We start from the raw sequence: 16657 nt of genomic DNA, 5'->3' as shown, positions 1-16657 counted from the left end.
CTTCGAGCTCCAGGCCCACGGGCGAGGTACGGCAGGGGAGTTGAGCCATGAGGATCGGTATCGTCGGCACGGGCGGCATGGCCACCGCACTGGGCGGCCAGTGGGCGCGGGCCGGACACGAGGTGCTCGTCGGCGGGCGCGACGCCGCCCGGGCCGCCGCGACGGCCGCACGCATCGGCGCCCGCGCGGGCACCGTACGGGAGGCGGCGCTCCACGGCGACGGCGCCGTACTGCTCGCCGTCCCGTACGCGGCCGCCGAGGAGCTCGCGGCCACCTACGCCCGGGAGTTGACCGGCCGCACCGTACTGGACCCGACCAACGCCGTCGCCCCCGGGTTCACCCTCGCCACCGGCACCGGCCCGTCCGTCGCCGAACGGATCGCGGCGGCCGCCCCGGGCGCGCACGTGGTGAAGGCGTTCAACCTCTGCCACGAGAGCGTCTGGCACCTGCGCCCACCCGTCTTCGACGGCCGCCCCCTCGCCGTCCCGCTCTGCGGCGACGACACCGACGCCCTGGCCACCGCCCACCACCTCGTCCGCGACCTCGGCTGCCACCCCCTCGCAGCCGGCCCCCTCACCCGCGCCCACCTCCTCGAGGCCACCGCCGCCCTCCTCATCGGCCTCTGGCTCGGCGAACACGCCGACGCCCAGGCCATCACCCCGCCTCTCGCCCACGCCGGCGTGCCCGCGTGAGCGAGCGGTTCGTCAGGCGCTCTCCGCGGCGTCGTCGCCCGCGGCCTCGTTGTCGGCGGCGGAGATGACGGCGTGGAGGAGGCCCGGGAATCGCTGTTCGAGTTCCTCGGTGCGCAGGGCGTTCATCTTGGTGGTGCCGATGTAGTACTGGCGCAGCAGGCCGGCCTCACGCAGAACGGTGAAGTGGTGGCTGGTGGTGGAGCGGCCGACGGGGAGGTCGAAGGAGCCGCAGCTGAGGTGCGTGGTGGAGTGGGCGAGCGTGCGCACCACGGTGCGCCGGGCTGGGTCGGCGAGTGCCTCCAGTACCTGCTGGACGTTGACGTCCTCCACGCCGGGGTGCTTGATCACTCGCGCCGTCGCGCGGACCCGTGCCACACCCACCACCCCTTCCCACCTGTCGACCCCCGTCCGGTTGGCTTTCAAGATCCTTGTCCCGCCCACGACTTGCACGCCCGACGCTACTACGCCGGGCCCCTCGGCCACGCCGACCGCAACAGCACCGCAACATCCGCGCCCGGTAGGGTCCGGGGCCGTGACCGACGAGGAGGACGCCGTCGTGGACGGTTCTGCGAGGGGTCACGGCGTGGGGCCGGCGTTGACGGCGGAGGCGGCGCGGCTGTACCCGGCTTACGACCGGTGGATAGGGTCTTGGTAGTATGTAAGGTATGAGTGACAGTACTGACCCTTACGAGATCCACGTGGGCGTCCCCGACGTCGCGACCTTCCGCGGCCTGCGGACCGGCGCCGGGATGACCGACCGGCCCGCCGAGGCCGTCGCGGCCGGGCTGGCGAACACCTGGTACGGCGTGACCGTCCATCACCCCGAGGCGGGTGTGGTCGGCATGGGCCGGGTGGTGGGCGACGGCGGGACGGTCTACCAGGTCGCCGACGTGTGCGTCCTGCCCGAGCACCAGGGCAGGGGGCTCGGCAACCGCATCATGGCCGCCCTGGTCGGGGCCCTGGAGGAGCGGGCGGTGCCCGGCGCGTACGTCTCGCTGATCGCCGACGGTCCGGCGGACCGCCTGTACGCCCGGCACGGGTTCGTGCCAACCGCGCCGCATTCGATCGGCATGCACCGCCTGGTCTGAGCCCGCTGAGCGCGCTGAGCCCGCGCGCCCACGCCGGGGCCGCCCCTCTCGGGCGGCCCCGGCGCGCGGCGCGGTCAGGACGCGTGGATGCCCTGCCCCGGGGCGAGGATGCCCGCCGGGTCGAAGCGCCGCTTCGCCCGCTGGACCCGCCCCCACAGCGCGCCGTAGTGCCGCTGCCAGTCCGCCTCCGTCAGGTCCGGCACCGCGCCGATCGGGTAGCGCTTGCCGCCCAGCCGTACGGCCAGGTCGTGCAGGCGGCGGTTGCGCCGCAGCATCACCGGGAGGTCCGCGCCCGGGCCGGGGAAGGCGAGCAGGTCGAAGTGCCAGCCGACCGGCTCCTGCGGCAGGACGGCGAGCGGGGTGGAGATCCGCTCCCGCGCGTACGGGTAGAACAGCAGGATGCCCGCGCCCAGGTCGGCGGGGCCGATCTCGGCCTGCGCCCTGGTCATGAACTCCCGCGCCGCGGAGGCGGGCACGAACAGGCTCAGCCAGGGCTTGGGCAGGTCCCAGAACCCGGCCGCGCGCAGGTAGTCGGCGAAGCCGTCCACCCGGAACGCGTACTCGCGCCAGCTCTGCTCGGTCACGGTCGTCTCCGCCGCCACCGGGTTCAGCCCGGCGAGCAGCGCGGCCTGGTCCACCGGCTGGCCCTCGTCGGAGTGGGCCACCAGTTCGGCCTTGTAGCGCCAGTGCCCGCTGCCGTCCTTCGCGAGCGCGGCCTCGCCGACCTGGAGGTCGAAGCGGCCGTCCGCCAGCACCCGCTCCTGGTCGGCGAGGAAGGTGCCGAGGTCGTCGTAGGACAGGCCGAACACGTGGGCGCGGGCCCGCGCCGGGACGAGCGCCAGAGTGGCGCCCACGATGACGCCCGCCTGCCCGACGCCCGCGAGGACGGCCTCGAACAGGTCCCGGTGCCGCTCGCGCGAAGCCTCGACCAGCTCGCCCGTGCCGGTGACCACCCGCACGGACTCGACGGTGTCGGTCTGCAGCCCGTGGTGCCGGACCCCGTTGCCGATGCCGCCGACGCTGAGCGTGCCGCCGATCGACAGGTGCAGGTAGTCGGTGAGGCACGGCGGCGCCCAGCCGATCGCCAGCGCGGCGTCGGTCAGCTGCGCCCAGGTCGCGCCCGCCTCGACGACGATGCGCCCCGGCTGCACGGAGACGATCCGCGACAGGCCGCGCGCGTCGATCGCGATGCCGCCGCGGGGGTTGGCCTGGCCGTAGCTGGAGTGGGACTCCAGCCCGGCCGTGCCGACCTTGGCGGTGTCCCCGCTCTGGCCGTTGACGGCGACGTGGATGCGGTGGCGGTGGGCGAAGGCGACGACCCGCTGGACGTCGCGCACCGAGCCGGGGTGCAGCACGGCGCGCGGGGACTGCCGGACGAAGTGGCCGAAGTCGGAGGCGAAGCGGTCGAGTTCGCCGCCCTGGAGGCTGACGGCGCCGTCCAGGGCGGGCAGCTGTTCGACCTGCGGGCCGGGGGCGTCGGCCCAGGCGCGGGTGGCGGTGTTCCAGCCGACGGCGAGGACGGCGGCGGCTCCGGCGCCGGCTCGGGCGAGGAGGGCGCGGCGGGAGAGTCCGGTGGTGCTGCTCATATCAGGCGTTTCTCCGATCATGCGTCAAATGAGCAATGTTGTACCGCAGATGTGCTCCGTTCACCTACTGCCCTGCACGTCCTTCCGGCCCCGGCTGATCCTCCGGTGTCACCGCGGTGGTCTCCTGGGCGTCCAGGAGCGCCAGGTCGCGCAGGGCGCGGTCCAGCGTCTTCGCCCGGTACGGCTGGTCCGCGTCCAGCACCCGCGCCGCCGCCAGGGCCTCCTCGAGCAGGGCGCGCCGCCGCTCCGGCAGGGCGGCCAGGGCGGGCCGGCGGCTCGCCTCGATCAGGACGTACGCCAGGCGCGAGCCGTACACCCGCGGCGCGAGCGGGAACAGCATCCGGTACACCCGCAGGCCCTCCTCGCCGCGCAGCACCCGCCCGTCGTGGCTCAGCAGCCGCATCCGCGCCTTCAGCACCAGGTCGTTGTGCACTCGCATCCCGTGCGCCCCCTTCATGTCGTCCGTTCGTCCCCCACCCCTGCGCGCCCGGCGTCCGGGCAGCACGGCGTGCGCGCACGCCGCCCGGGGCGGGCGGCGGCGCGAAGGCCGGAGGAGTGGATGCGGACGAGTCTGCGGGCCGGCGCCGTACCGGGGCAAGGGAGGGAAAGGGTGCGCTACGTCCTACCGAAACCCCCTCCGACCTGGCAGGATCGGACCTGACACGCTGCGGGGAGCCCCGGCCGGACGGGCCGTCGGCGCCCAGGACTAGGGTGGAGCCCATGTTCATCCTGGAGCTGTCCTACACCGCCACACTGGACCGGATCGACGTCGAACTGGCCGATCACATCGCCTGGGTGCGCTCGCACATCGAGTCCGGCACCTTCCTCGTCGCCGGGCGCAAGGTGCCCCGCGAGGGCGGGTTCATCCTCGCCGTCGGCGACGACCGGGCCGAGATCGAGGCGCTCGTCGCCACCGACCCCTTCCTCCTCGCCGGGCTGGCCGAGTACCGCGTGTCGGAGTTCATCGCCACCACCACCGCCCCCGCCCTGGACGGCTTCCGCCAGCAACTGCCCGCATGAGCCAGCGGATCGAGGGCATCAGAGGCGTCCTGTTCGACATCGACGACACCCTCTACGACTACTCCGGCGCCGACCGCACGGGCCTCCTCGCCCACCTCGGCGAGCGCGGCCTGCTCGACCGCTTCCCCGACGCGGAGGCGGCCGTCGGCCTCTGGCGCGAGATCATGGAGACGCACTACGCCCGCTTCCTGGCCGGGGAACTCACCTTCCCCGGCCAACAGCGCGCCCGCGCCCGCGCGTTCCTCGACCACCTCGGCGAGAACGGCTCCGCCCTGACGGACGACCAGGCCGCCGCCTGGTGGGCCGGCTACGTCACCCACCGCGACGCCGCCCGCTCCGCGTTCCCCGACGCCGCCCCCACCCTCGCCGCCCTCGCCCCGCACCACCGCCTCGGCGTGGTCTCCAACTCCTCCCTGCGCCACCAGCGTGAGAAGCTCGACATCACGGGCCTGCTCCAGCACTTCCCCGGAGACCAAGTCCTCATCTGCTCCGACGAGTTCGGCCAGCCCAAACCCGCCCCCGCCATCTTCCACGCCGGCTGCGCCGCCCTCGGCCTCAATCCATCGGAGGTCGCCTACGTCGGCGACCGCCACGACGTCGACGCCCTCGGCGCCCGCGACGCCGGCCTGACCGCCTTCTGGCTCGACCGCCCCGGCACCGGCGGCACCCCGGCGCGGGGCGTACACCTCCTGCGCGGGCTCGGTGAACTCCCGTCCCTGCTAGGGAGTTAGCCCCGGATCGGGTCCTCCCCGGCGGAGGCGAGGTCCAGCGGGTGCCGGTCGAACCGCTCGGCCAGGTCCTCCAGCCACCCGCGCCACTCGCCCAGCGCCTCGACGACCCGGTCGACCGTCTCCTCGGGCGTGGTCACGGAGTGCGGCGGGCAGCACCACGCGCCGACCGGGCCGCCGTCGAAGTCGCCCTCGCCGATCGCCCAGCGCCATCCGGCCGCCCAGGCGCCGTACCGCACGATCAGCGCGTGCGACATGGCGTCGGCCCAGGGCCGCGCCTGCTGCGACGTCCAGTCCGCCCTCCCCGCGAGATCGGGACGAACGGGCACCCGCAGGGCGGGCCCGAGCGAGCGCACGACCTGCGGGGCCGCCTCGGCATCGAACGGGTGGGGGGCCGGGGCCACCTGGCTCCAGACCAGGCTCCGAGGGGACAGCTCATTGATCACTCCGGCAGCCTGCCACGCCCGCCCGGCCGCGGGCCAACGGGATTCCTCGCGCCGCCGGTAGGGTGCGACGAGATCTCGGCCCCACCGCGTTGGAAGAGCATGGAGCGCACGACCACCCACGACTTCCAGGAGTTCGCCGCCGTCCGCGGACGGCACCTGGTCCGCACCGCCTTCCTGCTGACCGGTGGTGGCGCGCCCTGCGCTGGATCGTGGAGGCGCTGCACCCGGACGGCACCCGGTCATGGTGTCGGAGTGGAACGGCAAGGACGACATCCAGCCCCTGCCCGGCACCCCGGCGCTGACGGTGGAGGAGCTGAAGGCGATCGCCACCACGGCCGCCCGGCGCCGGTGAATCCCGGCCGCGGAATATGGCCGAATGCGCGAAACCCCTTGGGGCGTAAGCTCGTTGAGGACGATGGAAGCTTGATTCCCCCGATGGAGGGAGATCCTCTCATGTCCGAAGCAACCAGCCCCGCGTCGCGCGAAGGCAGCCCCGACTCCGCGGTCGACCGGGTCGCCGACTTCTACGGCGCCTACATCGACGCCGTCTCCGACGGCACCGACGACCTGGGCGGCGAGCTGCGCGCCCACTACCTCACCGAGGACCTGCGCCAGCGGCTCGCCGCCTGGGAGGAGGCCAACCACGCGGACGGCGTGCTGCGCGCCCAGAACGTGCCCACCCACTGGGCGGTGCGCTACCACGACTCGGGCGCCGGGCACCTGTTCACCACCGTCACGCTCACCTGGGGCGCCGGGGCGGACGCCGGCCGCACCACGCTGGCCGTGCAGAGCGACCTCGCGACCAAGCTGATCTCGGACATCGAGGACTCCTGAGGCCCCGAGCATGACGCGCCCGAGTAAGCGGTCCGGCCCGTCGGCGGACTCTGAAGGGGGTGAGGGGAGCCGCGCGACTCCCCGGCCTGGCCCCCGGCGCCCGACAGCCGGCCCCGGTCCGGTCCCGCACCGTCGCCCGCGCCCGCCCGGGCAGCCGACGCCCCCCACCGGCGTCGCCCACCGGCCGGGCACGGGCGACGGGCAGCGGGCAGCGGGAGCGCCGTCCTGCGGCTGCGCGCCGCTGCCGTGAGCGTGCCTGCCGCCGGTCACTTCCGGCTGATCACTCCCCGTCGCGGCGCAGGGGACGGCGTACGGCCCAGGGCAGGACGAACCACAGCGAGGCGAAGATCAGCGCCACGACACCCGTGATCGCCACCGCCAGCGGCGCCCCCAGCACCACGTCCAGCACCAGCAGCACCGCGCCGGTCAGCGCGGAGGCGAGCAGCAGCAGGCCCACCTGCGCCACCCGGGCGGAGACCGTCACGATCTGCGCCTTGCCCGGGTGCCGGTACAGGCCCCGGTGCAGCGCCACCGGGGTGGCCAGGACGGCGGAGGCGACGACGGTCAGCAGCAGGGTGGTCACGTAGATGTCCTGCTGGGCGTCGGTCAGCTCGGCGAACCGCGGGGTGAAGGCGACGCCGAGGAGGAACGCGAAGACGATCTGCACCCCGGTCTGCAGCACCCTCAGCTCCTGCAGCAGCTCCACCAGCCGCCGGTCCGCGCGCACCGCCGGGTTCTCCCAGCCGGGCGGCGGGGCCGAGGGGAGGGGGATACCGAGGGGCTCGTTGCTTCCCGGGGACGGGGGCGTATCGCTGCTGGTCATACGTCACATTGTGCGCCCCGGCCCTTCGCCCGTCCCGGACGTGTTGTCAGTACCGGCTGCTAGCGTCCCCACCGTGCCCCTGGACCACGCCTTCAACGCCCGCCTCACCGACCCCGACTTCTGGCCGCGCTACCTGTTCGAACACGACGACACCTACGAGGAAGACCACTGGGACGAAGACGACCGGCAGGACGAGTTCACGGCCCGGTTCGCTCTCGGCGACGGCCATGCGCTGGTCCTCGACGTCGACCTGACCTACGGCACCTACACCCTCGACCTCGACGCCCCCGGCCTCGACGAGCCCGCCGCCCTCGGCTGGCTCGACCAGGCCCACCCCATCCCGCACGCCCTGCGCTGGGGCGAACTCGACCGCCTGGCCCGGGCGTTCGCCCTCGTCGACCCCGAACTGCGCCACCCCGGCCCGGTCCTCGCACTGCTCGCCACCTTCACCGTCCTCGACGAGAACGACGACCCCGACGTCATGAGCCCCCTCGTCGACGCCGCCTTCCGCCACGTCCGCCCCGGCGCGGCGACGGGTCTTCGCCCCGAGACCAGGCAGTGGTGGGAATGGCGCAACCTGGCGGGCAGCGGCCTGACGTGGGCGGCCACCGGACCGGACGGCCACCTCGTCGCCACCCAGGCCCAGGAGCGTTCCTCCCGCCCGCCGCTCTACACCCTCCGGCGCGAGGACGGCAGCTTCCCCTTCGCCGCCTACGCGGACCTCCTCACCCGCGCCGACCGCATCCTCGCCGACGCCGCCACCGACCCCGCCCTCGCCGACCCCGCCGTCGCCACCGCCCTCACCCGCTGCACGGCCCCCGACGGCGCCACCCATCTGCCAGCCCTCGCCGCCGCCCTCCGCACGGCCGGCTACGGGCAGGCCGTACTCCTCCGGGCAGTGTCCGACCCGCACGACCAGGCCGAAGCCTGCTGGGCCGTCGAAACCCTCGCCGCCCTCCCGCCCGGCTCACTCCTCACCCGCTGGTACGGCCCGAGCCCCCTCGCCACCGCCCGCCACTGGGACCTCCAACTCGACCTCCCCGTCCTCGGCCGCCCCTTCGGCTACGGCCGCACGGTGACGGAGGACCTCAACCGCCGCCTCGCCGAGGCGGGCCTCGGCAACGCCGAGATCTGCGGGGCCACGATGCGCCGCAGCGCGACCGGCGAGATCCTCTCGGACCTGATCCTGCTGGACATCCTCATCCGCGACGACCTCCCCGCCGGCCACGCCCTCATCGCCGCCACCCTGGCGGCGCACGGCGCCGGGCCGGAGACGGTCGTCACCAACCGCACGACGGCGGACGTCTGGAGGCCCGTCGACGGCTCGTCCGACTGACGAGCCGCCCGAGTAGGCGGCGATCAAGGTGTCCACCCGCAGGCCGAGCTCCGCGCTCAGCGGGCCCTGGATGCGCACACCCACTTCGTCGCCCCCATCGTCGGCGGCGAGGCGCAGGCCGCTCGCAACAAGCGGGCAGGAGCCCGCCGTTGCCTTCCGCAGCAGCCTCCGTCTCGGCTTCCAGCGCGGCCGAGACGGCCTGCCCGTCGAAGCCGTAGCCGACATGGTGCGTGACAGGGGCCAAGCTCCCGCCCGATCAAACTCCGTAGGCACGGAGGAAGACCTCGACGGCCTGCCTCGCGTCCTCGGCGCCCTCATCGCTCCCCGCGCCGTACGGGCGGAACCGCGCCGGACCCGTGAGGAGGGCGAGAAGGTGCTCGGCTGCCCGGTCCGGGTCGCAGGGGCGTAGGTGGCCTGCGAGGGCCAGGCGGGCGAGGTGGTCGGAGAGGGCGCGCTGGAGGCGTACGGCGGTGCGCTCCCGCAGGTCGGCGGTGAGGCCGGGGAACGATTCGGCGTGCGCGCAGGCGAGTTCCCGCAAGGAGGTCGCCTCCGGCCCGTGCCACAGCTCGGTGAGGGCCTGCCCGGTGGCCGTCAGCGCCTCGCGCACCTGGCCGCCCGCCACCCCCCGGAGCCACTCGACGGCCGTGAGGCCCTGCTCGGCGACCCGGCCGGCGGCGGCCTGGACGGCCTCCCGGTAGAGGGCCTCCTTGTCGTCGAGGTGGTTGTAGACGGTCGGCTTGGCGACTCCCGCCTCCCGCGCGACCTCCTGGACGCAGGTCTGTGCATAGCCCCGCCGCGCGAAGACGGTGAAGGCGGCGGTCAGGATCGCCTCCCGCCGCTGCTCACGACTGCGCGCACCACGACCGGCACCACTGACGGCAGTTGACGAATCTGAACCCATGGGTTCAGTCTAGACCCGAACCAACAAGACCAGATTCCTGAACCAGCTGGTTCAGTTGACGCATGCTTGGGGGACTCGTGATCGTTCACACGCTGCGCTTCGCGTTCAAGGACGCCGTGAGCGAGGAGGAGAAGGAGAACGTACTGGCGGTCATGCGCCGCACCGCGGCCGTCGACTCGGTCGTGTTTTCGGCCGTCGGCCAGAACCTCGGCGTACCCGACGGCTTCACCCACGCCTACTGCGTGGGCATCGAGGACACGACGGCCCTGCGCCGCTACATGCACGACCCCGTGCACCTGGCCGGCGATCCGCAGATCCTCCCGTACCTGGCGAAGATCGCCATCGGCCCGGACATGTCCGACGACCCGGCACCCGACCTGGCGGAGCGGATCCTCGCCCTGCACGAGGAGAAGGTCGCGATGTACCCGGAGTGGGCGGCCGACCTCACGCCGCTGCTCGCCGTCGCGTAGGACGACCCTGCCCTAGCCGCGCGTCCGGGGCCCAGCCGGCACATCGGGTGGGCCCCGGGCGGGCGGTGGCTACGGACGCCAGATCACCGGAAGGTGGGTGGAACCGTTGACACGGACGCCGACGGTCAGGCCGGAGTTGGTGACGAAGCTCGCGAAGGAGTAGTCGGTCTCCGGAAGCACGTTGAGTTCGGTCAGGCTCCCGTCGGCCTCGTAGCGAAGGGCGTAACGGTGCTGGTCGGACGGCACCTTGACCCCGGTGTACCCGACGGAGACACCGGCGTCGTTGACGGCGACGGCCGTGGTGTACTCGTAGGCGGAGCCGATCGTCGTGGCGGTGCCGCCGGGGCTCCACCTCGTGGCGGTGTAGTCGATGCCGTCCGCTCCGGTCCGCTTGCCGACGACGGTGCCCGAGGCGTTGATGGCGTTCGCGGAGGACTGGCGGCCCAGGTCGGTGACGGTGCCAGTGGCGCTCCAGGTCAGCGATCGCCACTCGCTGTTCGGGGCCCCGACCGGCGTGGCGCTCCGGGCGAGCACCGTGCCGGCGTCGTTGATCTGGACCACCCACGCGCCGTTGTAGGCGTGGGCCGGGTCGAGTGCGACGGGGGTGCCGTCCGCGCGCCACTTCACGGGATGGGTGGTGCCGTCGGCCGCACGGGACACACCGGCGGACTCGCCCGAGCTGTTGACCGTGACGGCCTGGCTGCTGACGTCGCCGGCCAGCGGCGCGAGCCGGACGACCCTGCCGTCCGGGGTCCAGATCACCCCGTGGGAGTTCAGGGCGTGCTCGGACGATCCGACCACGACTCCGGTGCGGCTGGCCGTGTAGATGTAGCCCCAGCCACCGGCGTCCTCGGGAAGCAGCGGCAGCGGGGTGACCGTGCCGTCGGGGGCCCAGCGCACCGGGTGGTAGTTCCCCGAGTAGCCGAAGGCCGTACCGTCGTCGCTGACGGCCGCGGCCCGGCTGTACGTGTCCCCGGGAAGGCGGGGGAGGACGGTGGGGGTGAGGTCCGCGCTCCAGCGGACCGCGGAGTCCTGGTTGGCCGTGTTGGTGGCGGTGCCGACGATCACCCCGCTGTCGTTGACCGCGACGGGGTCGGTCCAGGTGCTGGGAAACGGGAGGGGCAGGTCGACGGCCGCGTCGACCGCCGGATCGGCGGCTGCGCTTCCTGCCGCTCCCAGGGTGAGGGCGCTGACGGTGGCCAGGGCGATGGTGGCCGCGCCTGCGGCGCGCAGGGCTCGTGTACCAATGCTCATGACGTGCGTTCCTCGTCTCGTGGACTACTTCGGAATGGCACTGTGCTGATGCCGTGTCATGTCTCGCATGGAGAATCGACGTGCGTCACCTTGCCTGGCGCACGTCAACTTCACTCAGTCTTCACGAAGTTGGGCGCGAGCGCAGCGAAATGCCGATGGGCGGGCCTGGCCCGGTACTGCGGAGAGTGCGCGGATCGAACGCGCGCGGGTGTGACCCCGACGACGGCTTAGCAAGCCGCTGCCTTACCACTCGGCCAACTCTCCAGGTGTGCTGCGCTGCCGGACGAGGATTCGAACCCCGATCGCCTGATCCAGAGTCAGGTGTGCTGCCAGTTGCACCATCCGGCACTGCGGGGCGGCACGAGAAAGCCGCCCTGGCGGGGGAGTTCCCACGCGGGCGGCCAGGCGCTTCGACGCCGTCTACCGCGTGGAGGGAACCGCCAAGCTCCGCTGGGAACTCGAGGAACGCCGGTACGACTGGCTGCTGCTCATCTCGCGTTCCTCTCCACTGCGCTGATGCTGGGGCCGATGCGCCTACTGTGCACGAGCACCGCATCGCGGGCAACCGGATTTCAGGGCAAGACCTAGCCGAGCAGGCTGTCGCGGTCGCGCCAGGCGCGCTCCCACTGGCGGGTGAGTGCCGGGTAGACGATCAGATGGCGGAACGGTGCGATGAACGCCATGTAGAGCCGTCCGAACAGGCCGTTGGGCTTGACCAGGACGGCCATCCGCAGCTCGTACCCGCCGTCGCCGGTCGGAATCCAGCCCAGGTGCATGACGGCGTGGACGGTCCTGTTGGCGAGCTCACGGGCCTCTTCGTCGGGGAGCCGGTAGACGGGGGTGAGCGGCAGGTCGTCGCGCTCGGTGCCGTCGACGGTCTCGAACAGGTCGCGCGGCAGCCGTTCGCGCAGCGACCGGACCCGGCCGCCTACAGCGTCCCGGGGCTCGTCCCAGCCGAACAGATCGCCGAGCCTCCGCCGCACCGCGAACAGCACGCGCGCCACCCGGCTCTCCTGGTCGGAGCGTCCGCCGGCCCGCACGGCGGCGAGCATCACGGGAAAGTCGTCCGCCCCGGCGCCGGGGGTGCGGAAGGACCAGACGTCCTCGATCCGGAAGTCGCGGGTGATCTCGTGGATCCGCCACGGCCGCTCGGTGTGGGCTTCGCGCGGAAGTCTCATGGGCGATGCCGCCTTCCCTGCCGGGAGCCGAACAGGTCCCCCGAATCGTAAGCCTGCGTCTCCGGCTATCCTCCCCAGCAGAGCGCGAGGGAGGGGAAGTGGGCTACGAGCGTGGGCCTTGCTCTCGGCGGAGGCCTGGTGGGTAGGCGTCGCTATGTGGCCAGAGGCGTGCCCGGCGGGTACCGCATCTGGGACAACCGAGGACGCCGCTGGTGGGGCGACCTCTACGAACTCTGCCCCGACGACCTCACCGCCGAACTGAACGGCGAGGCCGACCCGGCTCGGCTCACCGCTCTCCTCAAGCGGTACAGAGCCCAGAAGCGGTAGGGCGCACGTCAGGACATGAGGCGAAGGGGTCGCGGGCAAATACTCCAGCGGTAGATCGTGATCATGCTGGGCTTGAGGCATGGCGGTGGTAGTGGCTGGCCTGGGACCGGGCCAGGTGGCAGCGTCGCCAGTGGGACCAGCGAAGTCGGTGTGCCGCGTCCTGGACGCGCTGGACGGCGAGGGTCATGAACAGACGTGCGATCTCGTTGCAGGTGAGCGGGATCAGGTCGTCCGGAGCGGGGTGGCGGGCGTGTTCGTCGGCGCGGAGCACGGCCAGGAAGGCGTGGGCGAGCATCGCAAGGGTGACCCAGCGGGACCAGGACGCGAAGCGGCGGACCTGGTGCTCGTCCAGTCCGGCCAGGCCCTTTGCGGACTGGAAGGTCTCCTCGACCCGCCACCTTGATCCAGCGACCCGCACCAGGGTCGTCAGTGGGACTGGCTGGGGCGAGTAGCAGCGGTAGTAGGCGAGCTCGCCGGTGGTGCGGTTGCGGCGGATGAGCAGGTGACGGTGGCCCAGTTGGGGTTCGGGCAGGTCGATCACCGCCCAGTCGTAGAAACGCTGCCCCTTGGCTCCAGCCCCGGCGGACAGCTTCTGCCAGGCCCGCTTGGGGAGCTTCTTGGGCAGGGTGTGCGCCCGGAACTTCCCGGCCTGGGTGGCGACTTCATGGGTGCGAGCTACCGCCAGCACATACCCGGTGCCGCGTTCCTCCAGGGCGGTGCGCAGTTTCGGGTTGCCGCCGTAGACCTCGTCGCCGGCCACCCAACGGGCGCGGTGGCCGGCATCGAGGAACCGGGCGATCATGCGCGTCGCCAGTTCGGGCTTGGTCGCGAACCCTGCGTCGGGGTCGAGTCCGGCGGCGCGGCAGCGGTCCGGCTGGTCGGTCCACGAGCGCGGGATGTAGAGCTCGCGGTCCACTGCGGCATGACCCCGCTGACCGGCGTAGACCAGGTAGACGGCGACCTGGGAGTTCTCGATCCTGCCCGCGGTGCCGGTGTATTGGCGTTGGACGCCGACGGTATGGGTGTCCTTCTTCACGTCGCCGGTCTCGTCGACCACCAGCACGGCCTGGTCGTCATGGAGGTATTCGGCCACGTAGTCGCGCAGGTCGTCGTGGACGGCGTCGGCGTCCCACTTGGCGCGGTTCAGCAGGTGCTGCATGCCGTCCGGGGCCGCTTCCCCGGCCCACTCGGCGATGGTCCAGCAGTTCTTGCGAGGCAGATCTGAGAGCAGTCCCAGGACCAGCCGTCGTATCCGGCGTCGAGGTTCGACTCGCGTGAACCGGCCTGCGATGCGGTTCATCAGGTCCTCGAATGCCTCCTGCCAGCGGGCAGGGTCTACGCTGTGACCTGCGGCCACCGCCTGATCGTTTGTCTTCACACACTGATGATCAACGGTGGCCGCACCCATGTCCCCGCCCGGCCCCGATCAGCGACATCACGAGCCACGGCCCGCGACACCAGCTGAAGATCTGAGGAGAGACACCACGCCATGTCGGACCTCCCCTCTGCCACGCGCGCGATCCTGGCAGGCGAAAGCAGCGCGATCACGATCGGCGACGCCGAGCGGACATTCATCGAGACGATCACCTTCGCTGGCCCCGAGGAGATCCTCGACGCAGTGCACCAGGTGCTCTCGGACGACTGGATGGGACTGCCCGTCTGGGCTCGTAACCTGGCGTTCCGGCTGGCCTGCCTTCAGCGCCCGGACGACCCGGCGCTCCACCGCGAAGCCGCCGCAGACCTCCTGTCCTTCGGGCCGGACTGGGACGACAAGGCCAATGCCATGTTCCAGCAGGCAGAAGCGATGGAAGCCCAGCCGCCAACCGACGGGTGAGCAACGCCGACCACGGCACAGCTGCCCGGCAAGCAGCCGCAGTGCACCCTCGCCGGTCAGGTCAGCCCGACACCGACTCCCGTCGGAGATGACCACCAGCCGCCCCCCGAGTACTCGCCAAGATCACGATCTATCGCTGGAGTACTAGGAGTACTAACCGACGTCCTGCCAGACGGCTGCGACAACAGGGCCCCCTGGACCGCTCTTCGGCGTAGACACCCTTCGAGCTACCAAGAGGCCCTGCTTCATGCACGTCGGCCGCTGCACTCAGCCAATCGGGACTCCCATTCGACCGGCACCCCTCAAGGCCGGAACGAAACAGCCATTCAGCATCAGCCCTCCGCCCAGTACAGGGTGGGAGCGATCGTCGGGTTGCTCTGGTGGAGCAGCTCCATCACCGAGTCGTAATCGAATTCACCCTGCTTGAAGTTGTCGATGATCTGCTGAGCATCCTTGGCGAACTTGGCGTCCTTCGGATTGAATTCGGTGAGCCACCAGCTCTCGTCCAGGATGAGAGGGAGATAGTTCCCCTTGCTCACTGGGTCGGTGATTCTCTCGATCCACGCCGAGACCTTCTTGTAGTCCTTATCCGGCAGCAGCCAGAACGCCAGCCCCTGAGCCTCCTTGTGCAGAATGAGGGACTTAAAGTCCTCATCGAACTCAAGGTACTTGGTCGGCAGGCTTCGGGCCTCAAGCATCTCTTCCCTGTTTTTCGGGAACAGCCAGCTCCTCTTTCCACTGAAGAGGAAGATGGCGGTTTCGAGCACCTCGGGCGGAACGGACTTGTACTGCTTCGACAGGAAGCTTGCACTCAGGAAGGCATAACGCCGCGTATCTTCGGCCATGACGGGTCTCCCTCGGTCTTCGGTTTCTTTGCCATCGCACAGCCATGCCCAGGGCAATGAAAAGAAAACAATCAACCCCACATTTCACCTGTTCGAGCGAACCGCTGACGCGGCCCCGACTGCCGACGCCAACGGCCTCACCGGACCCGCTCCGCACGGGATCAGCCGCCCATGTACGACTTGGTCATCTGCACGGTCGCCCGCAGCCCGCCCGGCGCCACCATGTCCGGGTGCGGGGTCAGCGGAGGAAGAAGGCGCATACCCGGCCCACGGCGCGAAGTCGGCCGGCATCGCCCGCCACTTCGTTCCGTTGTTTACGAGGTAGCGGATCGCGTCCAGCATCGCGCGGCGGCAGTACGCCTCCGGCTGCCCGCCCCGCCCGTGCTCTTTGTGTCTCGTTGTGGTGGGCTTGTCCGTCCCGGGGTGGGCGCTGGGGTGGGTGGTGGGGTTGGGGGGTGGGGGTGTCGGGTCGTAGGGAGTGGTGGATGTCGGTGGTGGGGGTGGCCATCTGGTGTGGGGTTTTGAGGTGGGTGTTGGTGTGGGTCTGCCGGGGGTGGTGGGGGGTGCGGGGTCTGGGTGTTGGTGGTGTGGCCGTGGGAGTAGCGCGCGGTGTGGGTGGTGGGGTGGTGGGTGTTGCGGGTGTGTTCGTTCTGGTGGTCGTGGGAGTCGGGCGGGTACCGGGCGTGGTACCGGGTGGTGATGGTGTCGAGGGGGGTGTGAAGGCCGGGGGTGTGGGGTTTATGGCGAAGGTGTTTCCGTGTTCGTGCGGGGTGTGGTGTGTGCTGGTCGGTGCCTGGGGTGGTGGGGTTGTCGTGGTGGTGGGTGGCGGTGGTGTCGTTGTTGTCGGGTTCGGTGTCGTGGGTGGTCGTCTGATGTGTGGTGGGGGTGGTGGCCGTGGCGTGGGGGTTGTCTCGGCGGGTTGTTTGCTTTCGTGGGGTCCGGGGTGTGTGGTCTTCCGGCTGGTGTTGGTGTTGGGGTGGTTGGTTGGGGGTGTGGGTGGTCGTTGTGGCTGGTTTCCGGTGTACTGGCTGGGGTTTGGGTGGTGGGGGTGGGTGGTGGGGTGTGGGGTGGTTGTTTGGGTGTGTCTGGTTGTGTTGTGTGTGGGGGTTTGGGTGGGTTCGGGTTCGGTGGTGTTGGTTGGTGGTTTTCGGGGGTGGTGGGGGGTGGGTGGGGGTGGGGGCGGGGTAGTTTTGGCGTGGCGGCGTGAGGGCGGCGTGAGGGTTGAGTCGATGGGTGTGGGGGTGGGCGGGATGACGTGGCAGGGGCATGGGTATTGGCGGGTGGTGGATGGTGTG

Annotated in this window: 19 protein-coding genes, 2 tRNA genes and 1 pseudogene; 9 read left to right on the top strand and 13 right to left on the bottom strand. The window is 71.5% G+C overall.

All coding sequences use genetic code 11. The annotated features are described in order from the left end of the window. The first annotated feature begins 47 nt into the window (after positions 1-47). Positions 48-692, top strand: coding sequence for an NADPH-dependent F420 reductase (locus tag ACIBCA_RS00110; RefSeq protein ID WP_396280464.1), 645 nt, complete (start codon positions 48-50; stop codon positions 690-692). A 12-nt stretch (positions 693-704) separates the two neighbouring features. Here ACIBCA_RS00110 and ACIBCA_RS00105 read toward each other — a convergent pair whose 3' ends face one another. Beyond that, positions 705-1067, bottom strand: coding sequence for an ArsR/SmtB family transcription factor (locus tag ACIBCA_RS00105; protein ID WP_396280463.1), 363 nt, complete (start codon positions 1065-1067; stop codon positions 705-707). 290 nt (positions 1068-1357) lie between these two features. On the opposite strand from ACIBCA_RS00105, the gene ACIBCA_RS00100 reads away from it, so the two are divergent. Next, positions 1358-1780, top strand: a complete 423-nt coding sequence (locus tag ACIBCA_RS00100) for a GNAT family N-acetyltransferase (RefSeq protein ID WP_396280462.1) — start codon at positions 1358-1360, stop codon at positions 1778-1780. A gap of 74 nt (positions 1781-1854) precedes the next feature. Here ACIBCA_RS00100 and ACIBCA_RS00095 read toward each other — a convergent pair whose 3' ends face one another. Both ACIBCA_RS00095 and ACIBCA_RS00090 read right to left on the bottom strand, forming a co-directional pair. Then, a complete protein-coding gene (locus ACIBCA_RS00095; protein ID WP_396280461.1) occupies positions 1855-3366 on the bottom strand; it encodes an FAD-binding protein in 1512 nt (503 codons plus the stop codon). A gap of 64 nt (positions 3367-3430) precedes the next feature. Continuing rightward, the gene (locus tag ACIBCA_RS00090) at positions 3431-3805 is read right to left on the bottom strand and encodes a hypothetical protein (protein WP_396280460.1); all 375 of its coding nucleotides are present in this window, start codon (positions 3803-3805) and stop codon (positions 3431-3433) included. 281 nt (positions 3806-4086) lie between these two features. On the opposite strand from ACIBCA_RS00090, the gene ACIBCA_RS00085 reads away from it, so the two are divergent. Beyond that, positions 4087-4386, top strand: a complete 300-nt coding sequence (locus ACIBCA_RS00085) for a YciI family protein (RefSeq protein WP_396280459.1) — start codon at positions 4087-4089, stop codon at positions 4384-4386. After that, complete coding sequence (locus ACIBCA_RS00080) at positions 4383-5117, top strand: HAD family hydrolase (protein ID WP_396280458.1); 735 nt, start codon at positions 4383-4385, stop codon at positions 5115-5117. The genes ACIBCA_RS00085 and ACIBCA_RS00080 overlap by 4 nt, the downstream gene beginning before the upstream one ends. Here ACIBCA_RS00080 and ACIBCA_RS00075 read toward each other — a convergent pair. Beyond that, positions 5114-5560, bottom strand: coding sequence for a hypothetical protein (locus ACIBCA_RS00075; RefSeq protein ID WP_396280457.1), 447 nt, complete (start codon positions 5558-5560; stop codon positions 5114-5116). The genes ACIBCA_RS00080 and ACIBCA_RS00075 overlap by 4 nt on opposite strands. Before the next feature lie 453 nt (positions 5561-6013). On the opposite strand from ACIBCA_RS00075, the gene ACIBCA_RS00070 reads away from it, so the two are divergent. Next, on the top strand, positions 6014-6394 hold the full coding sequence (locus ACIBCA_RS00070) for a hypothetical protein (RefSeq protein WP_396280456.1): 381 nt from the start codon (positions 6014-6016) through the stop codon (positions 6392-6394). A 280-nt stretch (positions 6395-6674) separates the two neighbouring features. On the opposite strand, the gene ACIBCA_RS00065 is transcribed toward ACIBCA_RS00070, so the two are convergent. Continuing rightward, positions 6675-7217 (bottom strand): DUF6328 family protein, encoded by a 543-nt coding sequence (locus tag ACIBCA_RS00065; RefSeq protein WP_396280455.1) that lies wholly within the window; start codon positions 7215-7217, stop codon positions 6675-6677. Between the two features lie 73 nt (positions 7218-7290). Here ACIBCA_RS00065 and ACIBCA_RS00060 point away from each other — a divergent pair, with 73 nt between their 5' ends. Next, complete coding sequence (locus ACIBCA_RS00060) at positions 7291-8553, top strand: hypothetical protein (protein ID WP_396280454.1); 1263 nt, start codon at positions 7291-7293, stop codon at positions 8551-8553. A 256-nt stretch (positions 8554-8809) separates the two neighbouring features. Here the strand turns inward: ACIBCA_RS00060 and ACIBCA_RS00055 are convergent, their stop codons facing one another. Continuing rightward, a complete protein-coding gene (locus ACIBCA_RS00055; protein WP_396280453.1) occupies positions 8810-9454 on the bottom strand; it encodes a TetR/AcrR family transcriptional regulator in 645 nt (214 codons plus the stop codon). A 77-nt stretch (positions 9455-9531) separates the two neighbouring features. On the opposite strand from ACIBCA_RS00055, the gene ACIBCA_RS00050 reads away from it, so the two are divergent. Further along, the gene (locus ACIBCA_RS00050; RefSeq protein ID WP_396280452.1) at positions 9532-9924 is read left to right on the top strand and encodes a Dabb family protein; all 393 of its coding nucleotides are present in this window, start codon (positions 9532-9534) and stop codon (positions 9922-9924) included. Positions 9925-9993: 69 nt separating this feature from the next. Here ACIBCA_RS00050 and ACIBCA_RS00045 read toward each other — a convergent pair whose 3' ends face one another. The 4 genes from ACIBCA_RS00045 to ACIBCA_RS00030 all read right to left on the bottom strand — a co-directional run bounded on the left by ACIBCA_RS00045 (position 9994) and on the right by ACIBCA_RS00030 (position 12356). After that, positions 9994-11178 carry a hypothetical protein gene (locus ACIBCA_RS00045; RefSeq protein ID WP_396280451.1) on the bottom strand — a complete coding sequence of 395 codons (1185 nt, stop codon included), beginning with the start codon at positions 11176-11178 and terminating at the stop codon, positions 9994-9996. A 179-nt stretch (positions 11179-11357) separates the two neighbouring features. Further along, positions 11358-11442: transfer RNA gene (locus tag ACIBCA_RS00040), tRNA-Ser, on the bottom strand. Positions 11443-11454: 12 nt separating this feature from the next. Continuing rightward, positions 11455-11526, bottom strand: a tRNA-Gln gene (locus ACIBCA_RS00035). A 236-nt stretch (positions 11527-11762) separates the two neighbouring features. Next, entirely contained in the window at positions 11763-12356 is a 594-nt protein-coding gene (locus ACIBCA_RS00030; protein WP_396280450.1) for a DUF2867 domain-containing protein, read from the bottom strand. 138 nt (positions 12357-12494) lie between these two features. Here ACIBCA_RS00030 and ACIBCA_RS00025 point away from each other — a divergent pair, with 138 nt between their 5' ends. Then, on the top strand, positions 12495-12683 hold the full coding sequence (locus ACIBCA_RS00025; RefSeq protein WP_396280449.1) for a hypothetical protein: 189 nt from the start codon (positions 12495-12497) through the stop codon (positions 12681-12683). Between the two features lie 61 nt (positions 12684-12744). On the opposite strand, the gene ACIBCA_RS00020 is transcribed toward ACIBCA_RS00025, so the two are convergent. Continuing rightward, a complete protein-coding gene (locus ACIBCA_RS00020) occupies positions 12745-13983 on the bottom strand; it encodes an IS701 family transposase (RefSeq protein ID WP_396280448.1) in 1239 nt (412 codons plus the stop codon). 189 nt (positions 13984-14172) lie between these two features. Here ACIBCA_RS00020 and ACIBCA_RS00015 point away from each other — a divergent pair, with 189 nt between their 5' ends. Next, positions 14173-14517 (top strand): hypothetical protein, encoded by a 345-nt coding sequence (locus ACIBCA_RS00015; RefSeq protein WP_396280447.1) that lies wholly within the window; start codon positions 14173-14175, stop codon positions 14515-14517. A 332-nt stretch (positions 14518-14849) separates the two neighbouring features. Here the strand turns inward: ACIBCA_RS00015 and ACIBCA_RS00010 are convergent, their stop codons facing one another. Both ACIBCA_RS00010 and ACIBCA_RS00005 read right to left on the bottom strand, forming a co-directional pair. Beyond that, positions 14850-15362: a hypothetical protein gene (locus ACIBCA_RS00010; protein WP_396280446.1), complete on the bottom strand. Its 513-nt coding sequence runs from the start codon at positions 15360-15362 to the stop codon at positions 14850-14852. Between the two features lie 267 nt (positions 15363-15629). Next, positions 15630-15740, bottom strand: a pseudogene (locus ACIBCA_RS00005) (transposase); the annotation flags it as partial. Between the last annotated feature and the right edge of the window lie 917 nt (positions 15741-16657).

The sequence above is a fragment of the Kitasatospora sp. NPDC051170 genome (assembly GCF_044455705.1).
GTDB lineage: Bacteria > Actinomycetota > Actinomycetes > Streptomycetales > Streptomycetaceae > Kitasatospora.
Note: the sequence above shows the minus strand (reverse complement) of the source record. Positions and strands in the feature narration are given on the sequence as shown.